General features: G+C 67.5%; 19 protein-coding genes and 1 tRNA gene. 13 read left to right on the top strand and 7 right to left on the bottom strand.

Annotated features, from left to right (window positions below; translation table 11 throughout):
- Positions 1-17: 17 nt before the first annotated feature.
- From dprA to AC06G6_RS12020, 3 genes are all read left to right on the top strand, one after another.
- Positions 18-1,208 carry a DNA-processing protein DprA gene (gene dprA, locus AC06G6_RS12030; RefSeq protein WP_479822311.1) on the top strand — a complete coding sequence of 397 codons (1,191 nt, stop codon included), beginning with the start codon at positions 18-20 and terminating at the stop codon, positions 1,206-1,208.
- Between the two features lie 111 nt (positions 1,209-1,319).
- Positions 1,320-2,246, top strand: coding sequence for a tyrosine recombinase XerC (locus AC06G6_RS12025; RefSeq protein ID WP_479822309.1), 927 nt, complete (start codon positions 1,320-1,322; stop codon positions 2,244-2,246).
- Positions 2,247-2,547: 301 nt separating this feature from the next.
- The gene (locus AC06G6_RS12020; protein ID WP_056426723.1) at positions 2,548-3,051 is read left to right on the top strand and encodes a DUF3145 domain-containing protein; all 504 of its coding nucleotides are present in this window, start codon (positions 2,548-2,550) and stop codon (positions 3,049-3,051) included.
- Between the two features lie 131 nt (positions 3,052-3,182).
- Here the strand turns inward: AC06G6_RS12020 and fabF are convergent, their stop codons facing one another.
- The 6 genes from fabF to aceE all read right to left on the bottom strand — a co-directional run bounded on the left by fabF (position 3,183) and on the right by aceE (position 11,230).
- Positions 3,183-4,418: a beta-ketoacyl-ACP synthase II gene (fabF, locus tag AC06G6_RS12015; protein ID WP_479822306.1), complete on the bottom strand. Its 1,236-nt coding sequence runs from the start codon at positions 4,416-4,418 to the stop codon at positions 3,183-3,185.
- A 155-nt stretch (positions 4,419-4,573) separates the two neighbouring features.
- Positions 4,574-4,819 carry an acyl carrier protein gene (locus AC06G6_RS12010; protein ID WP_079554778.1) on the bottom strand — a complete coding sequence of 82 codons (246 nt, stop codon included), beginning with the start codon at positions 4,817-4,819 and terminating at the stop codon, positions 4,574-4,576.
- 131 nt (positions 4,820-4,950) lie between these two features.
- Positions 4,951-6,012, bottom strand: coding sequence for a beta-ketoacyl-ACP synthase III (locus AC06G6_RS12005; protein ID WP_479822304.1), 1,062 nt, complete (start codon positions 6,010-6,012; stop codon positions 4,951-4,953).
- Positions 6,009-6,938 carry an ACP S-malonyltransferase gene (locus AC06G6_RS12000; protein WP_479822302.1) on the bottom strand — a complete coding sequence of 310 codons (930 nt, stop codon included), beginning with the start codon at positions 6,936-6,938 and terminating at the stop codon, positions 6,009-6,011. Before AC06G6_RS12000 ends, AC06G6_RS12005 begins: the two co-directional genes overlap by 4 nt.
- An 87-nt stretch (positions 6,939-7,025) precedes the next feature.
- Complete coding sequence (locus tag AC06G6_RS11995) at positions 7,026-8,270, bottom strand: PucR family transcriptional regulator (RefSeq protein ID WP_479822300.1); 1,245 nt, start codon at positions 8,268-8,270, stop codon at positions 7,026-7,028.
- Between the two features lie 179 nt (positions 8,271-8,449).
- The gene (gene aceE, locus AC06G6_RS11990) at positions 8,450-11,230 is read right to left on the bottom strand and encodes a pyruvate dehydrogenase (acetyl-transferring), homodimeric type (RefSeq protein ID WP_479822298.1); all 2,781 of its coding nucleotides are present in this window, start codon (positions 11,228-11,230) and stop codon (positions 8,450-8,452) included.
- 397 nt (positions 11,231-11,627) lie between these two features.
- Here aceE and AC06G6_RS11985 point away from each other — a divergent pair, with 397 nt between their 5' ends.
- The 9 genes from AC06G6_RS11985 to AC06G6_RS11945 all read left to right on the top strand — a co-directional run bounded on the left by AC06G6_RS11985 (position 11,628) and on the right by AC06G6_RS11945 (position 18,861).
- Positions 11,628-12,044, top strand: coding sequence for a DUF3052 domain-containing protein (locus AC06G6_RS11985; protein ID WP_226761795.1), 417 nt, complete (start codon positions 11,628-11,630; stop codon positions 12,042-12,044).
- Entirely contained in the window at positions 12,041-12,559 is a 519-nt protein-coding gene (locus AC06G6_RS11980) for a peroxiredoxin (protein ID WP_479822296.1), read from the top strand. The genes AC06G6_RS11985 and AC06G6_RS11980 overlap by 4 nt, the downstream gene beginning before the upstream one ends.
- Positions 12,560-12,590: 31 nt before the next feature.
- A complete protein-coding gene (locus AC06G6_RS11975) occupies positions 12,591-13,484 on the top strand; it encodes an NAD-dependent protein deacetylase (protein WP_479822294.1) in 894 nt (297 codons plus the stop codon).
- An 82-nt stretch (positions 13,485-13,566) separates the two neighbouring features.
- Positions 13,567-13,642: transfer RNA gene (locus AC06G6_RS11970), tRNA-Val, on the top strand.
- Between the two features lie 96 nt (positions 13,643-13,738).
- A complete protein-coding gene (locus AC06G6_RS11965; RefSeq protein WP_479822292.1) occupies positions 13,739-14,857 on the top strand; it encodes an acyltransferase family protein in 1,119 nt (372 codons plus the stop codon).
- Positions 14,858-14,939: 82 nt separating this feature from the next.
- Entirely contained in the window at positions 14,940-15,230 is a 291-nt protein-coding gene (locus AC06G6_RS11960; RefSeq protein ID WP_307462607.1) for a hypothetical protein, read from the top strand.
- A 277-nt stretch (positions 15,231-15,507) separates the two neighbouring features.
- Positions 15,508-16,338 carry a fumarylacetoacetate hydrolase family protein gene (locus AC06G6_RS11955; RefSeq protein ID WP_479822290.1) on the top strand — a complete coding sequence of 277 codons (831 nt, stop codon included), beginning with the start codon at positions 15,508-15,510 and terminating at the stop codon, positions 16,336-16,338.
- A 209-nt stretch (positions 16,339-16,547) separates the two neighbouring features.
- A complete protein-coding gene (locus AC06G6_RS11950; protein ID WP_479822288.1) occupies positions 16,548-17,345 on the top strand; it encodes an IclR family transcriptional regulator in 798 nt (265 codons plus the stop codon).
- A gap of 166 nt (positions 17,346-17,511) precedes the next feature.
- The gene (locus tag AC06G6_RS11945) at positions 17,512-18,861 is read left to right on the top strand and encodes an MFS transporter (protein WP_307462613.1); all 1,350 of its coding nucleotides are present in this window, start codon (positions 17,512-17,514) and stop codon (positions 18,859-18,861) included.
- A 789-nt stretch (positions 18,862-19,650) separates the two neighbouring features.
- Here the strand turns inward: AC06G6_RS11945 and AC06G6_RS11940 are convergent.
- Entirely contained in the window at positions 19,651-20,715 is a 1,065-nt protein-coding gene (locus AC06G6_RS11940; protein ID WP_479822286.1) for a D-2-hydroxyacid dehydrogenase, read from the bottom strand.
- Positions 20,716-20,778: 63 nt separating this feature from the next.
- On the opposite strand from AC06G6_RS11940, the gene AC06G6_RS11935 reads away from it, so the two are divergent.
- Positions 20,779-21,696 carry an NAD(P)-dependent oxidoreductase gene (locus AC06G6_RS11935; protein WP_479822284.1) on the top strand — a complete coding sequence of 306 codons (918 nt, stop codon included), beginning with the start codon at positions 20,779-20,781 and terminating at the stop codon, positions 21,694-21,696.
- Positions 21,697-21,706 lie beyond the last annotated feature (10 nt).

Raw genomic sequence — 21,706 nt, 5'->3', positions numbered from 1 at the left:
TGCGAAAGGACAACACCATGACAGAGAGCGAACGGACGGCCCGGGCAGCGTTGTCCCGCCTGTTTGAACCGCAGGACGCTGCAGGCCTCGCGCTCGTACGCATCGCCGGGGCGGAGGACGCGCTGAAGATTGCCACCGGTCAGCTGGCCCCCGGAGCCGAGCTGGAGCGGGAGATCTTCCAGGTGCTGGACGAGAACAGCTCCAGCAGCGGCTGGTCGGGACTGGCGACCGCCCGGCAGCGCTGGGCACCGAGGGTCCCTGATCTGGCACCGGCGCGGGACCTTTCGACAATGCAGCGGCTCGGCGGCCGCCTCATTATTCCTTCGGACGAACTATGGCCCCGCCAGCTGGCGGACCTCGGACTCCAGGAACCAATCTGTCTGTGGTGGCGCGGCATCGAACAGGAGCTGCCCGCGGCCGCCAAGTCCGTTGCGCTGGTCGGGTCCAGGGACAGCACCTCCTATGGCGCCTCCGTCACTGGCGACCTCGCATATTCGCTGGCACAGCGGGGTTTCACGATCATCTCCGGCGGCGCCTACGGCATTGATGCGCACGCGCACCGGGCAGCCCTCGCCGGCGGCTCGTCTGGCAGCATGCCCACCATCGCCGTGATGGCCGGGGGAGTGGACCGCTTCTACCCCTCCGGCAACGAGGAGCTGCTGAGGACCGTCGCGAACCAAGGAGCGGTCCTGGCCGAGGTCCCGCCGGGTTCCGCCCCGACGCGCTACAGGTTCCTGCAGCGCAACCGGCTCATCGCTGCGCTGGCGTCCGTCACGGTCGTCGTGGAGGCCCGGTGGAGATCGGGCGCGCTGAACACGGCGCATCACGCGGAAACGCTGGGCAGAGCCGTCGGTGCGGTGCCTGGGTCGGTGCACAGTGCCAACTCCGCGGGCTGCCACCGGCTGCTCCGGGAAGGAGGGGCGGTCTGCGTCACCGACGCCGGGGAGGTTGCGGAGCTCGCCTCGCCCAGCGGGGAATCACTGCCCGAGGTCAAGGCAGGCCGGGCGGCAGTCCAGGACGGGCTGACCCTGGAGGATCTCATCCTGCTGGACGCCCTGCCACTGCGGGCCACCACCACGGTCGAAAAGCTCACCGCCGTCGCGGGCCTGTCCGCGGATTCGGTCCGGGCGGGCCTGGGCCGCCTCGGGCTGCTGGGTCTGGCCGAATCACGCCGCGGCGGCTGGAAACGGTCCGGCACGGCGGGCTGACCGGCCGCCGGCGTCCGCGGCGGCGTGCGGCGGCAGGTCCTGGCCCGGCACCGGACCGCGGCTCGCCGTCGGGCTCCTTGATCAGCCGGCGATTCCTGCGAGAGTAAGGGGGTGTCCACACAACAGATCCCCGCCGCGCTGGCCGTGGCGGCCCAGGGTTTCGGCCGCTACCTGGAAGCGGAACGCGGGCGCTCGGCCCACACGGTGCGCGCCTACCTCTCCGACGTCGGGAGCCTCCTGGAGCACGCGGCGTCCGAAGGGGTGGAAGACCTCGCCGGGCTGGAACTTGGCACCCTGCGCCGCTGGCTCGGCTCGCAGAGCGAAGCCGGGATGTCCCGCGCCACACTGGCCCGCCGGTCGGCCACCGCCAGGGCATTCACCGGCTGGGCCATCCGCGAGGAACTGATCGACTCGGACCCCGCCCTGCGGCTGAAGGCGCCGAAGCGGGAGAAGTCCCTGCCCGGTGTGCTGCATCAGCAGCAGGTCCTCCGGCTGGTCGAGGGCGCGGAGTCCGCGGCCGCCGAAGGCGGTCCCCTGCCGCTGCGGGACCGCGCCATGCTGGAGCTGCTGTACGCCACCGGGATCCGGGTCGGCGAGCTGGCCGGCCTCGACGTGGACGACCTCGATCCCGACCGCAGGACCCTGCGGGTGCTCGGCAAGGGCAACAAGGAACGCACTGTGCCCTACGGCGTGCCCGCCGCGCTCGCCGTTGACGACTGGCTGCGCCGGGGCCGGCCCGCCCTCGCCTCGGACGCCTCCGGCCCGGCGCTCTTCCTCGGTGCCCGCGGCAAACGCGTGGATCAGCGGCAGGTCCGCAGTGTTGTCCACGATCTGTTGGAGGCCCTGGGGGATACCGCGGCCACCGGTCCGCACGCCCTGCGGCACTCCGCCGCCACCCACCTGCTCGACGGCGGGGCCGACCTCCGGGCGGTGCAGGAAATCCTGGGCCACAGCAGCCTGGCCACCACCCAGATCTACACTCATGTCTCCGTCGAGAGGCTCCGGCAAAGTTACCAGCAGGCCCATCCCCGGGCTTGAGCCCGGCGCTGCGGGCCGGGCCTGTTCACGGAAATGGCCCTTTACGGCATGCCGCGCGGCGCGCCGGGGAAGACGCGCCGAATTACACTGGCGTAATGCGGAGGCGTACGGCAGAATAGGAGTCACGCCCGGCAACTTTCAAGTGTCGCTTGAAGCTCTTGAGCATCAAGTTCCACCCAGGAACCGGGCAATAGCTTAATAGTCTGGCAAGGACCACCCGTCTCACGGCGGACCCGCGCAACAGACAGACATCCAGGCAGAGGTCGTTGGGGAAGACGTACCTACAGCTATGGAGGATGGAATGTCTGTTGCACTGACCCGCGGTGTGTTGTTCGTTCACTCGGCCCCAACTGCCCTGTGCCCCCACGTTGAGTGGGCCATAGGTTCTGTTGTGGACAAGCGGACGGACCTCGAGTGGACTGCTCAGCCAGCTGCGCCCGGAATGTTCCGGGCCGAGCTGTCGTGGACCGGGAACCCGGGCACGGGGGCTCAATTGGCGTCTGCCCTCCGGGGGTGGGCGCACCTGCGCTACGAGGTCACGGAAGAGCCCAGCCAGGGCGTGGACGGCGGCCGCTGGTCGCACACGCCGGAACTGGGTATTTTCCACGCCGTCACGGACGTGCACGGCAATATCATGGTCTCCGAGGACCGCATCCGCTACGCCTACGAATCCGGCGCCGGCGACCCCTCAGCGGTCTACCATGAGCTCTCCCTGGCCCTCGGCGAGGCCTGGGACGAGGAACTGGAGCCCTTCCGGCACGCCGCCGAAGGTGCCCCCGTGCGCTGGCTCCACCAGGTCGGCTAGACCACCGGGCCGGCCGGACCGCCAGATCCCGCCGCAAACACACTCCATAGCAGCGCCAAACGACAGATGGCGGCAATGTCCACCAGGAACATTGCCGCCATCCGTCGTTGGCGTGCTGCGGGCAGTTGGAGCTAGATGCTCCGCACCGCGATCACGGCGTTGTGGCCGCCGAAGCCGAAGGAGTTGCTCAGCGCCGAGATGCTGCCGGACGGCAGGTCACGGGCCGTCGTGACGACGTCGAGCGGGATCTCCGGATCCTGGTTCTCGAGGTTGATGGTCACCGGCGCCTTGCGGTCGTAGATGGCCATGACGGTCAGCACGGCTTCGACCGCGCCGGAGGCGCCCAGCAGGTGCCCCATCTGCGACTTGGTGGCCGAGACTGCGACGCTGTCGAGCTGCTTGCCCAGGGCGGCCTTGAGGGCCGCGTATTCGGGCTTGTCGCCGACCGGAGTGGAGGTGGCGTGCGCGTTGACGTGCACGACGTCCTCCGGCTGGATCCGGCCGTCGAACATGGCAGCCTTCAGCGCGCGGGTGGCGCCCAGGCCCTGGGGGTCCGGGGCGGTGATGTGGTAGGCGTCGGCGGTGACCGAGGTGCCGGCCAGTTCGGCGTAGATCCGGGCGCCGCGGGCCAGGGCGTGCTCCTCGGCCTCCAGCACCAGGGCACCGGCGCCCTCGCCCATGACGAAGCCGTCGCGGCCAAGGTCGTAGGGACGCGAGGCGTGCTCGGGGTCGTCGTTGCGGCGCGAGAGTGCCTGCATGGACGCGAACGCGGCAATCGGCATCGGGTGGATGGCGGCTTCGGCGCCGCCACAGACGACGACGTCGGCCTTGCCGGATCGGATCAGGTCCAGGCCCATGTGAACGGCCTCGGTGCCGGACGCGCAGGCGGAGACGGGGGTGTGGGCGCCGGCGCGGGCACCCAGGTCAAGGCTGACCGCCGCAGCCGGGCCGTTGGGCATCAGCATGGGCACGGTCATGGGCAGGACGCGGCGGGGGCCCTTTTCGCGCAGGGTGTCCCAGGCGTCCAGGAGGGTCCAGACGCCGCCGATGCCGGTGGCGAAAGCCACGGCCAGGCGGTCATGGTCGACCTCGGTGATGCCGGCGTCGGCCCAGGCCTCGCGGGACGCGACAACCGCGAACTGCGTGGACGGGTCCATGCGCTTGGCCTCGACCCGGCTCAGGACCTCGGTCGCGGCGTTGGAAGCGCGGGCGGCAAAGTGGACGGGGAGCTCGTACTTCGCCACCCAGTCGTCCTCGAGCGTATGCGCTCCGGAGACGCCCTTCAGCGCGTTCTTCCACATTGTGGGGACATCGCCGCCGATGGGTGTGGTGGCACCCAGACCGGTAATGACTACTTTGCGTGCCATGGGATCACTCTCTGTCGGTGCGCCTGCCGTATCCGGGACTTGGGAAAGGTTACCGGGGCCTGCGTTTGAAAAACTCTGGGGTGTTGCACTGGATGGTGCTGCAAATGGCGCGGTCCGGGGGTGCAGTTGCGCCCCCGGACCGGCCGGGGCCGAATTTAGGCCTGTGCGTTGGAGATGAAGCTGACGGCGTCGCCGACGGTCTTGAGGTTCTTGACCTCTTCGTCCGGGATGCGCACGCCGAACTTCTCTTCGGCGTTGACGACGATCGTCATCATCGAGATGGAGTCGATGTCCAGGTCCTCGGTGAAGGACTTGTCCATTTCGACAGCCTCGGTGGCCAGACCGGTCTCTTCGTTGACGATTTCAGCCAGGCCGGCCAGGATCTCTTCGTTGCTAGCCATGATGGCTCCTTTTCTTGTTATTGCCGTGGGCTGCCGGTGTGCCGGCAGCTTCGGGCGGAAATGGTTCAAACCGAGGGTTCGGTTTGCTGTGGGGTTTGAAGCTGGGGGAAAGACGGGGAAGACAAGGACGCCTACGGAAGCACGATCACTTGGGCACCGAAAACCAGTCCGGCACCGAAGCCGATCTGCAGTGCAAGCCCGCCGCTGAGCTGAGGGTTTTCCTGCAGCAGGCGGTGGGTGGCAAGGGGAATGGACGCTGCGGAGGTGTTGCCGGCGTCGGCGATGTCCCGCGCGATGATGACGGTCTCCGGGAGTTTCAGCTTCTTGGCCATCTCGTCGATGATCCGCATGTTCGCCTGGTGCGGGATGAAGGCCGCGAGGTCATCGGCGCTGATGCCGGCGGCGTCCAGCGCCTGCTGGGCCACCTTGGCCATCTCCCAGACTGCCCAGCGGAACACCGTCTGGCCGTCCTGGCGCAGGGTCGGCCAGACCGCCGCGTCGGTGACGGCGGCTTCCTCGGCGCTCAGGGCAGCGCCCTGCTTGCCCGCCGCGGCGAGTTCGCGGAGGTCCAGCATGGAGCCGGTCATGCCGATCGCGTCCCATTTGCTGCCGTCCGAGCCCCACACCGACGGGCCGATGCCCGGGGTGTCGGAGGGGCCGATCACGACGGCGCCGGCGCCGTCGCCGAGAAGGAAGGAGATGGTGCGCTCGGTGTTGTCGATGACGTCCGAGAGCTTTTCCGCACCGACCACGAGGACGTAGTTTGCCGCGCCGGAGCGGACCAGCGCGTCGGCCTGGGCGATGCCGTAGCAGTACCCGGCGCACGCGGCGGAGATGTCAAACGCCGGCGCCGGCGTCGCGCCGAGGCGGTCGGCGAGGCTCGCGGCGGCGGACGGCGTCGCGTAGGGGTGCGTCACGGTGGAGACGATGACGGCGCCGAGCTGGGAGGCCTCGATGCCGGCCTTCTGCAGGGCCTCGCGGGCAGCGCCCTCGGCCATGTCGATCACGCTGATGTCGGCGGGGGCGCGGTGCCGGGTGATGATGCCGGTGCGCTGGCGGATCCACTCGTCGGAGGAGTCGATCCACTGGCAGACGTCATCGTTGGTGACGATCACGCTGGGCCGGTATGCGCCGACCCCCATGATGCGGGTGTTCTCGTGCAGGGGGGCCTGCTTCAACGTGGGCACGCTCATGCCTGTCCTTCCAGTTCTGCGAATAAGGCCAGGGCGGCGGACAGGTCATCCGGGGTCTTGACGGTCACGGTCTTTACACCCGGCATGCCGCGCTTGGCGAGTCCGGCCAGCGTCCCGGCCGGAGCCAGTTCGATCACGCCGGTCACGCCGCGCTTGACGAGCGATTCCACGCAGAGGTCCCAGCGGACCGGGCGGGACACCTGGGCGATCAGGCTCTCGACGGCGGCGTCACCACTGGTGACTTCCGCGCCGTCGAAGTTGGAGAGCAGGGGGACCTGCGGGTTCCGCGGGTGCAGTGTGGGCCGCAGCGCCTGCAGCGCCGCGACGGCGGGGGACATGTGCTGGGTGTGGAATGCGCCGGCGACCTTTAGCGGGATGACCCGAGCCTTGGCCGGAGGGTTCTCCGCGAGGGCCTTGAGCTGGTCCAGGGTCCCGGCCGCGACGGTCTGGCCGGCGCCGTTGACGTTGGCTGCCGTGGCACCGCAGGCCTCGATCGCGGCCAGGACCTCGGCCGGGTCGCCGCCGACCACGGCGCTCATGCCGGTCGGAGTGGCCGCAGCGGCAGCCGCCATGCTGTTGGCGCGTTCGCGGACGAACGTCATGGCTTCGGTTTCAGTGAGTACACCGGCCAGGGCGGACGCCGTGATTTCGCCGACGGAGTGGCCGGCGAGGATGACCGGCAGGGTGCCGAGTTCGACGTCGAACAGGGACCTCGCGGCCACCAGTCCGGCCGCGACGATCAGCGGCTGCGCAACCGCGGTGTCCTTGATGGTTTCCTCATCGGAGGTTGTTCCGTGGGCGGTGAGGTCGATGCCTGCGATTTCGCTGAGGGAGGCCAGGTGGCCTGCGACGGGAGGCAGTTCCAGCCAGGGGGCGAGAAAACCAGGGGTCTGGGAGCCCTGTCCAGGGCAGACGATTGCAAGCACGTATCCAGCTTTCCAAACTACGGCGAGATTATCGGTGCATTCATGCACCAAGCTCACAGGGTCACTTTGTAGGAAGTCTACAACTTCTCAGGGGCTATTCCGCGAAGGCTGTCGTTCCGTGGCGGGCCTGGGCGGGGCCGCGAGCCGGCCGACGACGAGGGCCGTCTGGAGCACAAAGGCCTCCCGCGGCAGCAGCGGATCCCAGCCCGTGACGTCACAGACGCGCTTGAGCCGGTAGCGCACGGTGTTGGCGTGGACAAAGAGTTCGCGGGCCGTGGCTTCGAGCGAATGGCCCAGTTCGAGGTAGGTGCCGAGCGTCTCCACGAGGCCGTTCGAGGCCGCGAGCAGGGGACGGTAGATGTTCTTGACGAGGGAGCGCCGGGCGGCATCGTCGCCGGAGATGACACGCTCCGGCAGGAGATCATCGGCCGCGACCGGGCGCGGCGCGGCGGGCCACGCGCGGGCGGCGGTCAGCCCGGCGAACGCGGACTGGGCGGAGCCGCTGGCCTCCAGCAGGGAACCCGCTTCGGCGCCGTAGACCACCGGGCCCGGGGCGAAGAGCTCTGCCAGCTTCAGGTAGGCGGTTTCGCGGTCGTGGACCCCGCCGAGGATCAGGATGAGCCGGTCGCCCTGGATCCCGACGAGGGCGTCTTCGGCGAACCGGCCGGCCGTGCGGCGCAGCTCGCTGACGTAGCTGGCGTTGGGTTCCGACGGCGAATTGCCGACCATAACGGTGAAGCGCTCCTGCGCCTTCCAGCCGAGGGCGGCAATCCGGGACCGCAGGGCATCGGTGTTTTCGCCGCGCAGGATGGCGTCCACAATGAGCGCCTCCAGCCGGGTGTCCCACGAACCGCGGGTTTCGGCAGCCCGGGCGTAGACGTCGGCGGCGGCGAACGCCACCTCCCGGGAGTACCGCAGCACCGCCTCGCGCAGTGCGCCCTGGTCCGCCTCCGGAGCGATCACAGGCACCTGGTCCTCGACCACCTCCACTACGATCCGGATCAGCTGGAGGGCCTTTTGCAGGCTGATGGAGCGGGTGAGCTCGGTCGGGGCCGTGCCGAAAACGTCGGACAGGATCCACGACGGCGAGCTGGGGCGCTCGTACCAGGTGACGAAGGCGGCGATGCCGTTCTGGGCCACCATGCCCAGGGCGGAGCGCTCGTCGGAGTTCAGCCGGCTGTACCACGGCAGGGATTTCTCGAGCTGGCGCAGCGTCGTCGTGGAGAGCTGGCCGACGCTCGCCCGGAGCTTCTTGAGCGTCTCAACCTTCTCCGGAGGCATCCCCCTCGAGGTGGGCTTGCGTTTTGCGGGAGTGGTGATCGGCTCGGCCATGCATCGAGCATACGGTGCCCGCGGTCCAAGCTCCATTTGTGCAAAGGCTACAAGTCACCTTGTGCTGGATCACAATGCGCCCCTCCCGGGGTCCGGCGCCGGAAGGGTCCCGGGGATCAAACGCCGACGGCGGCCCCCGCCTTTCGGTGGGGACCGCCGTCGCATTTGCCGCGATGACTCTAGGAGTCGCCGCCCGCGTTGCCGGTGGTGCCGGCATTGACGTTGTGCAGGCGGTACTTCTCGATCGCCTGGGCCGGAGCCTGGGCATCAACCTCGCCGCGGCGGGCCAGCATCTGCAGCGAACGGACGACCACGGAGTGGATGTCGTTCTTGAAGAAGCGGCGGGCCGCGGCGCGGGTGTCGGAGAAGCCGAAGCCGTCCGCGCCGAGCGAGGCGAACTCGTTCGGCAGGAACTGGCGGATCTGGTCCGGGACGGCCTTCATGTAGTCGGTGACGGCCACGATCGGACCGGTCGCGCCGGCGAGCTGTTCGGTGACGAACGGGACGCGGGCCGGGTGGCCGGGGTTGAGGAAGGCCTCTTCCTCGGCGGCCATGGCGTCGCGGCGCAGCTCGGTCCAGGACGTCACGGACCAGACGTCGGCGGAGACACCCCAGTCCTCGGCGAGGACCCGCTGGGCTTCGAGGGCCCAGGGGACGGACACACCGGAGGCAAGGATCTGCGTGCGCGGGCCGTCGATCTTGGCCGGTGCCAGCAGGTAAATGCCCTTGATGATGCCCTCGACGTCGAGTTCCGCCGGTGCCGGCGGCTGGGAGATCGGCTCGTTGTAGACGGTGATGTAGTACATCACGTTCCGCGACGGGTCGTTGTCCGCCAGGCCGGGACCATACATACGGTTGAGGCCGTCGCGCATGATGACGCCGATCTCATAGCCGTAGGCAGGGTCGTACGTGACGACGGCCGGGTTGGTTGAGGCCAGGATCGGGGAGTGCCCGTCGGCGTGCTGCAGGCCCTCGCCGGTCAGGGTGGTGCGGCCGGCGGTGGCGCCGATGATGAACCCGCGGGTCATCTGGTCCGCGGCGGCCCAGAAGGAATCTCCGGTGCGCTGGAAGCCGAACATCGAGTAGAAGACGTAGATCGGGATCAGCGGTTCGCCGTGGGTGGAGTAGGACGTGCCCGCGGCGGTGAACGCCGCCACCGAACCGGCCTCGTTAATTCCGGCGTGCACGATCTGGCCGGAGATGGACTCCTTGTAGGCCAGGACGAGCTCGCGGTCCACGGACAGGTAGTTCTGGCCGTTCGGGTTATAGATCTTCGCCGTCGGGAAGAACGCGTCCATGCCGAAGGTGCGGGCCTCGTCCGGGATGATCGGAACGATCCGCTGGCCGAATTCCTTATCCCGCATGAGGTCTTTCAGCAGGCGGACGAAGGCCATGGTGGTGGCCGCCAGCTGCTTGCCGGAGCCGCGGTTCGCCACTTCATAGACCTTGTCGCCCGGCAGGGTGACGTCGGTGTGCTTGGAGCGGCGTTCGGGGACGAAGCCGCCGAGGGCGCGGCGGCGTTCCATGAGGTACTGGATCTCGGGGGAGTCCATGCCGGGGTGGTAGTACGGGGGCCGGTAGAGGTCCGTTTCGAGCTGGTCGTCGGTGATGGGGATGCGCAGGTGGTCGCGGAAGGCTTTCAGGTCCGCGAGGGTGAGCTTCTTCATCTGGTGGGTGGCGTTGCGGCCCTCGAAGTGGGTGCCCAGGCCGTAGCCCTTGACCGTGTGGGCCAGGATGACGGTGGGTTTGCCCTTGAACTCGGTCGCGGCCTTGTACGCGGCGTAGACCTTGTTGTAGTCGTGGCCGCCGCGCTTGAGGTTCCAGATCTGGTCGTCCGTGAGGTCCTGGACCATTTCCTTGGTCTGCGGGGTCTGCCCGAAGAAGTGCTCGCGGACGAACGCGCCGGACTCGGCCTTGTAGGTCTGGTAGTCCCCGTCGACGGTTTCGTTCATGATCTTCACGAGCGAGCCGTCCTCGTCCTTGGCCAGCAGGTCATCCCATTCCCGGCCCCAGACGACCTTGATGACGTTCCAGCCCGCGCCGCGGAAGAACGCCTCGAGTTCCTGCATGATCTTGCCGTTGCCGCGCACGGGCCCGTCGAGGCGCTGGAGGTTGCAGTTGATCACGAAGTTCAGGTTGTCCAGCTTGTCGTTCGCGGCGAGCTGGAGCAGGCCGCGGGACTCGGGCTCGTCCATTTCCCCGTCGCCCAGGAACGCCCAGACCTGCTGGTCCGAGGTGTCCTTGATGCCGCGGTTCTGCAGGTACCGGTTGGACTGGGCCTGGTAGATCGCGTTCATCGGCCCGATGCCCATCGAGACCGTGGGGAACTCCCAGAACTCCGGCATCAGCCGCGGGTGCGGGTACGAGGAGAGGGCATGGCCTTCCTTGGACTTCTCCTGCCGGAACCCGTCCAGGTCCTCCTCGGAGAGCCGGCCCTCCATGAAGGCCCGGGCGTACATGCCGGGGGAGGCGTGGCCCTGGAAGAAGACCTGGTCCCCGCCGCCGGGGTGGTCCTTGCCGCGGAAGAAGTGGTTGAACCCGACCTCGTAGAGGGTCGCGGCCCCGGCATAGGTCGAGATGTGCCCGCCGACGCCGATATCGGCCCGCTGCGCCCGGTGCACCATGACCGCGGCGTTCCACCGCAGCCAGGCCCGGTACTTCCGCTCGATTTCCTCGTCCCCGGGGAACTCCGCTTCCTGGTCCACCGGGATCGTGTTGACGTAGTCCGTGGTCGTGACCATCGGAACACCCACGGACTGCGCGCCGGCCCGCTGGAGCAGGCTGCGCATTATGTACTGGGCACGCTCGGTGCCCTGTTCCTGAATCAGCGTGTCCAGGGACTCCAGCCACTCGGCGGTCTCTTCCGGATCACGATCAGGCAGCTGGTTAGTCAACCCGCTGAGGATATGGGAGGTCTCTTCTCCTGCAGCCACGTCCAACCTCTCTTTGAGCGCATTCATCGGCGCCCTCAGCTCCGGCAGGGTAACTGCCTGGCGTGAACGCGACGTGTGCGACGTATCGGTTACAACTGCCCGGTCATGTGCGCCGGGCAAGGTCCAATCACAACTATGCCCGCCTGCGTCAGCGGGGCGTTCGCCCTCTCGGGCGTAGTCGTCATCAGCCACTCTAGCTGTGACCGCTCGGGGATGCGTAGCTGTCGCATGGGGGTCCTGTCGTATTTGACCGGCATACTGGTTGTGTGACGATGTGCCGCCCGGCGGTACTCGGATCGCCGTGTGTGACGCAGAATATGGCGGATCGCGGGGCCAACAGCTTGAAGCGCAGGCGCAAAGGGTGTTGGCTTGGAGTAATGGAAATCACTAGAGCTATTGAAAACACCAAGCATAGGAGCAACACGTGAGCGAGGCCGACGCCGCCACTTCGGTAAATGTGGCGGAAAAACTGGGTTTCAAAACCGGGGACCTGATTCAGGAATTCGGTTATGACGACGACGTCGACTTCGACTTGCGCGACGACATCGAAGATCTCACCGGTTCGGAACTCTTCGATGAGGACGACCATGAAGTAGTAGATGCCGTCATTCTCTGGTGGCGTTCCGGCGACGGTGACCTCGTTGACACCCTGGTTGACTCGCTGACCACCCTGGCTGAAGGCGGCGTTATCTGGGTGCTGACCCCGAAGTCCGGCCGGGTGGGTTACGTCTCGCCGGCCGACATCCAGGATGCCGCGCCCACCGCCGGCCTGCACTACACGACCTCTGCGGGCGTCTCCAAGGACTGGAGCGCCACTCGGGTCACGCGGAAGAACAAGTGACCCAAGCCGCCGCGGTTCGCGTGATCGCGGACCAGGCAGTTGACGGGCGGACTGTGCCCGCCGTCGGCGAGTCAGCCCCGGACTTCGAGCTGCTGAACCAGTACGGCGAACCCGTCAGGCTCTCCGAACTGATGGGACGCAACGTCGTCCTCGTGTTCTTCCCGTTCGCCTTCTCCGGCATCTGCACGGGGGAACTGTGTGAAATCCGGGACAACCTGGCGCTGTTCGAGGGTGCCGAGGCCGTCGTGCTGGGTATCTCGGTGGACAGCAAGTTCGCCCAGCGGGCCTACGCGGAGAAGGAAGGCTACGCTTTCGACCTGCTCGCCGACTTCTGGCCGCACGGGGCCGTCGCCGAACAATACGGGGTGTTCGATCCCGGAAGCGGGATGGCAAAGCGCGGAACCTTCATCATCGACGCGAGCGGAATCGTGCGTTACGTGGTGGTGAACCCCCGCGGCCAGGCCCGGGACTTCGCCGGCTACCGCGCCGCCCTGGCAGGACTCGCAGGAAACTGACGCGGTGAGGACGCGGCGGCCCGGGATCGGCATGACTGGCTTTGCGAGCCTGCCCCCGGTCCCCGCCGCGGAACCGGCCCGCGACGAGCTCGAAGTCCTGCAGGAGATCCACGGCATTCTGGCCGGGGAGCGGTTCGCGCTGCTGACCGGCGCCGGCCTGAGCACCGACTCCGGCATCCCGGACTACCGAGGACCAGGCGCTGCGCCCCGGGCGCCCATGACGTACCAGGAATTCATCGGCGAGCCGGACAACCGCCGCCGCTACTGGGCCCGCAACCACATCGGCTGGTCCCACCTGCGCCGGGCCGACCCCAACGACGGCCACACCGCCGTCGCCCGGCTGGAGCACCGCGGGCTGCTGACCGGCCTCATCACCCAGAACGTGGACCGGCTGCATGAGGATGCCGGAAGCGTCAACGTGGTGGACCTGCACGGCCGTTTTGACCAGGTCGTCTGCCTCGCCTGCCACCGGCGGTACAGCCGGACGCTGCTGGCGGGCGTGCTGACGGAGCTCAACCCCGGCTTCCTGGAACGGGCCCTGGCCGCCGGTGTGGTGGAAATGGCCCCGGATGCCGACGCCACGGTCGAGGACGAGGACCTGATTGCGAGTTTTATCGTCGCCCACTGCCCGGCCTGCGGCGGCACCCTCAAGCCCGATTTCGTCTACTTCGGTGAGAACGTGCCCAAAGACAGGGTGGAACGCTCCTACGCCATGGTGGATGAGGCCGCCGCACTTCTGGTGGCCGGCTCTTCGCTGACGGTGATGAGCGGCCTGCGGTTTGCCCGGCACGCGGCCAAACACGGAAAGCCCGTGGTCATCATCAACCGGGGCCAGACCCGCGGGGACGAGCTGGCCACGGTCAAGCTCAACGCCGGCGTCAGCGAGTCGCTCCGGTGGCTCGCCGACGAGCTCCCGCCGCTCTGAACCCGATTGGCATTCTGCCCGCCGCATCCGGTACAGTAACTCTTCGTTGGTTCAAGCGCTGAGGCGTGGAAAACCGCTGTTTGGGTCTTTAGCTCAGCTGGTAGAGCGCCACGTTTACACCGTGGATGTCATCGGTTCGATCCCGGTAGGACCCACCAAAGAAAACCCCGCTGCTGCAGGCTGACCGGCCCGCACGGCGGGGTTTTGCATACTCCGGTAGCCCTTTACCTCAATCCCTGACGCTAGGAAGCCCTGTGAGCCCGCCAGTGTCGGAAATTCGTTTGAACTCGTTGACCGGCCTGCGGTTCATCGCCGCGCTGATCGTAGTGCTCTACCACATCTCGGCGTTCGTGCTTCCTGAAATAGGACCCTTCATAGTGCTCGGGTATACGGGCGTCGCGTTTTTCTTCGTGCTGTCTGGCTTCGTTCTCGCGTGGTCCTTCCGGCCAACGACCAGTAAGCGCGTGTTCTATTGGCGTAGATTTGCCAGGATTTGGCCTCTCCACGCACTGACGACACTGTTGGCCGCGGCCTATTTATCCGTCAACGACGGCGCCGTGTCCCTGGAGCGGCTTCCGGCCGTACTCCTCCTGGTGCAAGCGTGGAATCAGGAATGGGCCAACGCCTTCAACGGGGTTTCATGGTCGTTGTCGGCCGAGGCGTTCTTTTACCTGTGTTTCCCGCTTCTTGCCGCGTGGCTGTCCCGCTACAACGTCAAAGCGGTCCTGGGCGCAGCGGCAGCGGTCTTCGGCACTGCTGCTGTCGCCTACTGGGTGCTGTTCACCTTCTGGACGGCCGTGCCGTGGGGGGACCTTCTGTACATCCTGCCGGCATTCAGGTTGGTGGACTTCACCATCGGCGTGTGCCTGGCGTTCGCATTCCGCAGGGGCTGGCGGCCGCGGTTCGGAGCAACGACCGGGGCGCTGATCGCAGGTGGATCCTTCGTGTTGCTGGAGGCGGTCGTTCCGATAGTTCCGGAAATCTTCCGGCCGGAAACGGCCACACTTCTGATGATGCCCGGCATCGCTGCCCTGGTGGCGGGTTTTGCCAAGCGCGACCTTGCCGGCGGAACGGGACTGTCCAGCACGCCTGTCATGGTCCGACTGGGAGAGTGGTCGTTTTCCCTCTACCTCATCCACGAACTGGTTATCCGGGTGGCCTTGATGCTGCACCCGCTCCGCCTCCACCAACGAGTTGGCATTTCTTTTGGCGTCCTGGTCGTATCCATCGCCCTGTCGGCGCTCCTTTACCAGCTCGTCGAACGTCCCCTGGAGAAGCGGCTGCGGCCGCTGGTGGCCGTGCGCAAGGCCGATGCCGGGGGCGGCGGGCAAGGCGCCGTCCCTGACCAGCGGGAGACTGTCGCCCGGCTTTAGCCTCGACCGGTCTGCCGGCAGAACCCGGACTCCCGTCAGCCGCGCCGCCGGAATGTCGGAGCCTCACCCTACCGTTGCGGACATGGAACACGTGATGGTGAAATCAGGCCCGGATGGACGGCCCCAGGCGGTGGTGCGCGCCGGCCGGGAATGGATTGTCGGCGCGGAGCCCGTCCGCTGGTTCGAGCGGGTGAGCTGGTGGGAGGCAGAGCGGCGGATGCCCAAAGGACTGAGCCGGGTCGACGTCGAGGTCTGGCAGGTCCAGGCGAGACTGGGCCGCAACTCGGGTTCTGCCCTCACCACGATGGAAATCATCCGTGACGGCCTGGGCGGGGGCTGGCGGCTCCGGGAGGCGATCGCGGACGCGGCATGACCCAAGCATCTTCCCGGCATGCCCAACGGCGTCGCGTGCAACAGGTGCCGGGGCATTGGAAAAGCCTTCCACCGCGACTATTGGGGGATGCCGCGGTGGAAGGCTTGTGTATGAATATACCGTGAATAATCGGAAATGTGAAACACGCCGCGGCGACTCTGAGCTGCACAAATGCCTATTCGATGGGGAAATTGGCGGCTCATTGACCGCCCGGCCTGGGGCAGGACCGGTCTGACACATTCCGTCCCGGCCCGCGACGGCGGCCTAGGATGTCTTCATGGTTCCCACGATCGCCCGCCGCATTGCCCGGGTCCGCCCGCTGTCCGAGGATTCCGGGGACGAGCACTTTTTCGTCGCCAACGAGGCCCCGGACTTCGACAGCGAAGCAGGAGGAGTGTGGACGGTGATCGGGTCGCCGTTCCCGGGTTCTCCGGCGAATGCCGGCAGTGCGGCCCGCAGGGGCTGGGAAGCCGGCGACACCGTTGGCGAGGGCTCGTTCATTTTCCTGGCGCCAAGTGTCCCGGCCAACGTCCTGGGAATGGCGCACAACACCGGCCAGGCGGGCCGGGATCTCCCGCCGCAGGCTTTCCACAAGGCCGCGACCAGTGTGGTCGGCCCGGGAGATGCAATTGAACTGGGGCCGGGGGTGGGCCGTGTTGACCCGGAAGCGGAACTGACAATCGTCATCGGCAGCAAGGTCCGGGGACTGACGCTCAGCAATGCACGGACCGCGGTCCTGGGTTTCACCATTGGAAATGATGTCTCCGCCCGGGACCTGCAGCAGTCGGACGCCTTGTGGACCAGCGCCAAGAGCCGGGACACCTTCACTCCGGCCGGGCCATGGATCGTCACGGGCCTCAACGGTGCAGACCTGGCGATCGGGATCAGGCACAACGGCGCCGAGCTCAAGGCCGCCAGTACGGCCGATCTCGGCTGGGGCGTGGATGAAATCCTCGTCTACCTGACGTCTTTCATGACGCTGCACCCTGGCGATCTGGTACTGACGGGCTTCCCTGCCGAGTGCGTAAGCCTCAGCGCCGGTGACACCGTGACGTGCCGAATTGAAGGCATCGGTGAGCTGACGAATCCGGTGGCCGCCGTCGCTTGACGCGCACACCTCCGCCTGACGCGCAAGCCACCGCCTGACGCGCACCCTCCGCCTCCCGCGCACGCCGCCGCCTCCGATCCTGGCTGCTAATCGCAGCCCCGGGGGAGGCGGTTCGGCGCACCCGACACTATGATGGTTAGTGTTCAACTGACTGAACAGCCCCGAATGCAGGGCGCCGGCGCCCTGCACGCGATCCCTGAAGGAGAATCATGGCCGATTCCCGAGTTGCCCGCACGACTGACGGATCGGGGAGCGCCTCACCCGCGCCGGCGGTCACCCGCGCCGCTGCTGTGCTGGAGGCGCTGGCCTCCTCTGCGACCGGGCGGCTGACGCTGAGCGACCTCGCCAGGGAACTGGGCATCCCCAAATCCTCGACCTCGAACCTCCTGCTTGCCCTCGAGGAGGCAAGGCTCATCAACCGTCAGGGTGCCGAATTTACCCTTGGGCGAAAGTTGGTTGAGCTCGGCGCTGCGTACCTGAGCCGGCTGGACGAGGTCCAGGAGTTTTACCGCTTCTGTGAGCAGGCGCCCACCCTCTCGGGCGAGACGGTCCGCATCGCCATGCTCGATGGGACCAATGTCATCTACCTGGCCCGTTACGAAGGCCATCCCGCGGTTCGCCTCACCTCCAACATCGGCGACAAGATGCCGGTTTCCCTCTGCGCCGTCGGCAAGGCGCTGATTGCGCGGCTGCATGACCACGACGTGGCCGAGATGTTTCCTGATGACGCCCAGCTGCCCGTCCTGACGCCGAAGTCCCTGCGCACCGGGGCGGAGCTCAAGGCCCAGCTCGCCGTCATTCGGGAACAGGGCTACGCCTTCGAGGATGAGGAATCGACCACCGGCGTCGTCTGCCTGGCCGTCTCCGTGCCCACCCGTGGCGCGCACGGACCCAGCCTGGGCCTGTCCGTCACCGCGCTGAAGGCGACCTATTCGGACGAGCAGGGTGCACTGATGGTGAAGGAACTGAAAGAACTGGCCCGGTCCCTGGGCAACCCCATGGGGTAGCGCCGGCCGCCGCCGTCCACGAAACGTGCACCAAAAATAAATCCGATATTACGTAGGCGAATCGATCAGCCTGTTGTACGCTGTTCAACATGGTGATCGGCCCCTCAGGGGTTGCTCACATCCCACCAGGCCAACGGGGGTCTGGAGTGTTCTTGAGGGAGTGCTTGTGACAACTAGTACTAATACACCGCTGGCTAAAGCGGACGGCGCCGTCGTCGATCCGGAACAGCTGCGAAGGGCAACTCTTGCCAGCTCCGTGGGCTCCGCTCTGGAGTACTACGACTTCTACATTTACGGCCTGGCTTCGGCGCTGATCTTCGGCCCGCTGTTCTTCTCGCCGCTCGGCGAGGACGGCGCCCTGATCGCCTCGTTTGCCACCTACGGGGTGGGATTCGCGGCCCGGCCGTTCGGCGGGATGATCTTCGGCCACATCGGCGACAGGTTCGGCCGGAAACTGGTCCTCATCCTCACGATCGGCCTGATGGGCACGGCAAGCTTTGCCATCGGACTGCTTCCGACCTTCGAACAGGCCGGCATGCTTGGAGCGGTCCTGCTGGTGACCCTGCGCATCCTTCAGGGACTGGGCGCCGGCGCCGAGCAGGCGGGCGCCACGACACTGATTTCCGAAGTCGCGCCGCGCCACCGCCGGGGCTTCTTCGCTGCTCTCCCGTTTGTCGGGATCCAGCTGGGTACGCTGCTCGGTGCCGGAACGTTTGCCCTGATTGCCATGGCTGACAAGGACGTCCTGGAGGGCTGGCTGTGGCGGGTGCCGTTCCTTGCCAGCGTGGTCCTGATTGCGGTGGCCGTCTTCATCCGGCTGCGGCTGAAGGAAACGCCCGTCTTCCAGGAGCTGGAGAAGCACAAGAGCGTGGCTAAGAACCCCCTCGGCCAGCTCTGGAAGCACTCCAAGAAGAACGTCCTGATCGGCATCGGCCTGCGGATGGGCGAGAACGGCAACTCCTCGATCTACTCCGCCCTGCTCATCGCCTTCATGGCGTCGAAGGACGGTGTATTCCCGGGGGACAAGTTCATCGGCCCGGTGGGCCTGCTCATCGCCGCCGGCTTCGCCGCCATTATGGTGGTGACTTTCGGTGCGCTCTCGGACAGGTTCGGGCGGGTGCCCGTCTACCGCTATGGGGCACTCTTCCAGGCCCTCATCGCGCTGCCCGCGTTCTACCTGGTGACGCTGGGCAACGTCACGCTCGTCTGGATCGTCATGGTGGTGGGTATCGCCCTGGGCGTTCAGTCCATGCTCGGCCCGCAGTGCCCGCTCCTGCCCGAACTCTTCGGCTCCCGGTACCGGTTCACCGGTGTGGCCATGAGCCGCGAACTCTCGGCTGTCTTCGCCGGCGGGCTGGTGCCGCTGGTGGGCGCCGCCCTCCTGGCCGCCACTGATCATTCCTGGCTGGTGCTCGCCATCTACTCGCTGGTTCTTGCTGCCATCTCCTTTGTCACCACGTTCTTCACCCCGGAAACGGTGGGGCGCGACCTTCTTCTGACGGAGGATGCCAGCTAGGCGCTCCCGGGCATTCCGCCGCCCGCCGGCGCCGGACCCGAGGCCGCAGCCCTTCCCTTCAGGAAGGGCTGCGGCCTTCCCGCGTTTTTCGGGGCGACCTGGTGTGCGGATTGGCGGCGACGCGGGGGGTGCGTTGGCTGCGCGGGATGGCAGAGGTTTGGGGATGCGGGAAATCGCACAGCCGCAGCACCGCCTGGCGATGCCGCAAAGGCCCGGTGAGGCGGGAAATGTCGGGTGACACGGGACTAGCGGGACGCCGATCAGGCCTCAGATCGCTGAGAAGGCGTCGCGTCGCGGGAAAGAAGTCGTGTCGCGGCCCGGACGTCGTGGGCTCCGGAGTGGTATGGCGACGCGGAGAAGGCCTCATGACGCAGCAAATTCCACGTGACGCGGGAATACCGGGGCGCGGGGCAAGCCGTGCGTCGGGGAGCGGAAAGTGCGTCGCCGGGGACGGACCGGGGCGCCGGGCAAGCCGCGCGTCGGGGAGCGGAAGGTCCGTCGCGGCGGACGAGCCGGGGCGCAATTCCTCCCGCACACCTGCACAGAAAAAAGCGGCCCCGCCGTTTGAACTGCCCCTCCGAAAGCCAGATTCCTAGTCCGAATCCAGTTCCTTGGGTTGCAGTGCGTTTCGGAGGGGCCGCCCTTTTGGGTGCGGAACCGGCCGCGCGGCGCGGTCTTCAGGTCCAGGCCGCCGCAGGCCGGCGCGGTCCTCAGGTCCAGGCCGCCGGAGCCGCCGGAGCCGCCGGAGTCCCTGGAGCCGCAGGGCCCGGACCGCTGAGAAGCCGCGGCCTAGTAGAAGTGGACCGTGTCGACGACGTGGGGGAGTTCGCCGCCGTCGAGGAAGGTCCGCAGGTTGCTGCAGAAGCGTTCAGTGATCAGCCGGTTCTCGGCCGCGCTGAGGGCCGAGGTGTGCGGGGACACCATCACCCGGGGGTGGTGCCACAGCGGGCTGTCCTGCGGGAGCGGCTCGACGGCAAACACGTCGAGGCACGCATACGAAACCTGGCCGTTGTCGAGTGCTTCCAGCAAGGCGTCCTCGTCCACGACGGTGCCGCGGCCCACGTTCACCATGACCGTCCCGGGCTTCATCGCCGCAAAGACCTCGCGGCTGAACAGCCTCTCGGTATAGGGCGTGCCGGGAAGGGTGTTGACGACGGCGTCCGCCGTGGCCAGCAGGCCGGCGAGCCCGTCGTTGCCGGCGACCTCCCGGATGCCCTCGATGGGTTCAACGGACCGCTTCGTGCCGCTGACAGTCATTCCCAGCGCACGGGCGATCCTGGCAGTCTCGAGCCCGATCTCGCCGAGCCCGGTGACCACCAGATGGGAGCCGTTGACCAGCCGGGTGGGGGTGCGCAGCTCGGGCCAGACCCGGACCGCCTGGTCCTGGGCCATTTCCGCGCTGCGCTTGAAACCGTTGAGGATTCCGAGCGCGGCGAACTCGGCGAGCGGCAGGGCGTGGACACCGGCCGACGTGGTCACCTGGAACTTCTGCAGTGCCCCGGCGTCGAGCCCCGAGGCCTTCACGGCACCGCCGGCGCCGGCCGCCATGGCATGGATCCACTCGAGGTGGGGGTTGCTGCGGGCAACCCGCGCGAGGCCCGCCGGGCTCTCGTTGGGGATCCCGTACAGGACCTGTGCCCTGCCGAGCATGTCCCAGTAGCGTTCCTCCTGCTCCGGCGTCCGGCGGAAGTCCGGATCTCCGGAGTGGTCTGCCGGAAAGCGCTCCGGAGGCAACAGTTCGGGTTCGTAGAGGACGGTAACGGAGGGATCTACTGCGCGGATGCGCTCCACAAGCTCTGCTTCGAGCGGGACTGCGATCGCGACGGTGGTTTTAGGCGTCATGCTGTTCATCATACTGAATGGAGGCTAGGATACTGAACAGATTTCGGAGAGTAATCCACGACGAAGTGAGGCAGCATGGAACGGGACCGTAGGGAAGCCGGCTTTGTGGGCCTGGGCCTGATGGGGGCGCCAATGGCGGCAAATCTCCTCAACGCAGGGTGGGCCGTCACCGCCTGGAACCGGTCCCCGGGCGCCCTCGACCGGTTCGCAGCCCTCGGGGGCGCGCGCGTGGCAGGGGTCGAGGAACTCCGCGACACGCCGGTCATCATCTTTATGCTTCCGGACCTGTCCTACATCGAGGACGCCGCGGCCGGACTCCTCGCGGCCTGGACCGCGGCCCCGCCGGCGGCCGGCACCGCCGTGGTGGTCATGAGCAGCGTCTCGCCCGCCGCGGTGCAGGAGTTCGGTGCCAGGGTGGGCCGGGCGAGCGGCGGCAACGCCGTCGTCGTCGACGCCCCCGTCAGCGGCGGCACCCAAGGCGCCGTGGACGGGACCCTGGCCATCATGGCGGGCGCCAGCGAAGGGGACTTCCAGCGGCTCCAGCCGCTTTTCGCCGCCATGGGCAGCACCGTGCGCAGGCTCGGTCCGCTGGGCGCCGGATCGCTGGCCAAGGCGTGCAACCAGCTCATCGTCGGAACCACGACGGCGGCGCTCGCCGAGGCCGCGGAGCTCGCCGAATGCTCCGGCCTGGACGTCGCCGCCCTGTATGAGGTGCTCGCGGGCGGACTGGCCGGCAGCCGCGTCCTGGACAATGTCGGGCCGCGGCTCGCCGCCAGGAACTACGAACCCACCGGCCCCGCCAAGTTCATGCACAAGGACCTTTCCTTTGTGCTGGAGAGCGCCGCCGCCGTGCACTCCGCGGCGCCGATGGCGGCGGCCGGCGTCGAGCTGTATGCGGAACTGCTGCGCCAGGGGCTGGGCGAGAAGGACCTTGCCGTCGTCCGCCAGACCATCTCGAATCTCAGCGGCAACACAGCAGCCACGACCAATTGAGGATCAGCGA

The organism is Arthrobacter sp. CJL-S3, from assembly GCF_056711635.1.
This window is presented reverse-complemented; position numbering and strand designations above follow the sequence as displayed.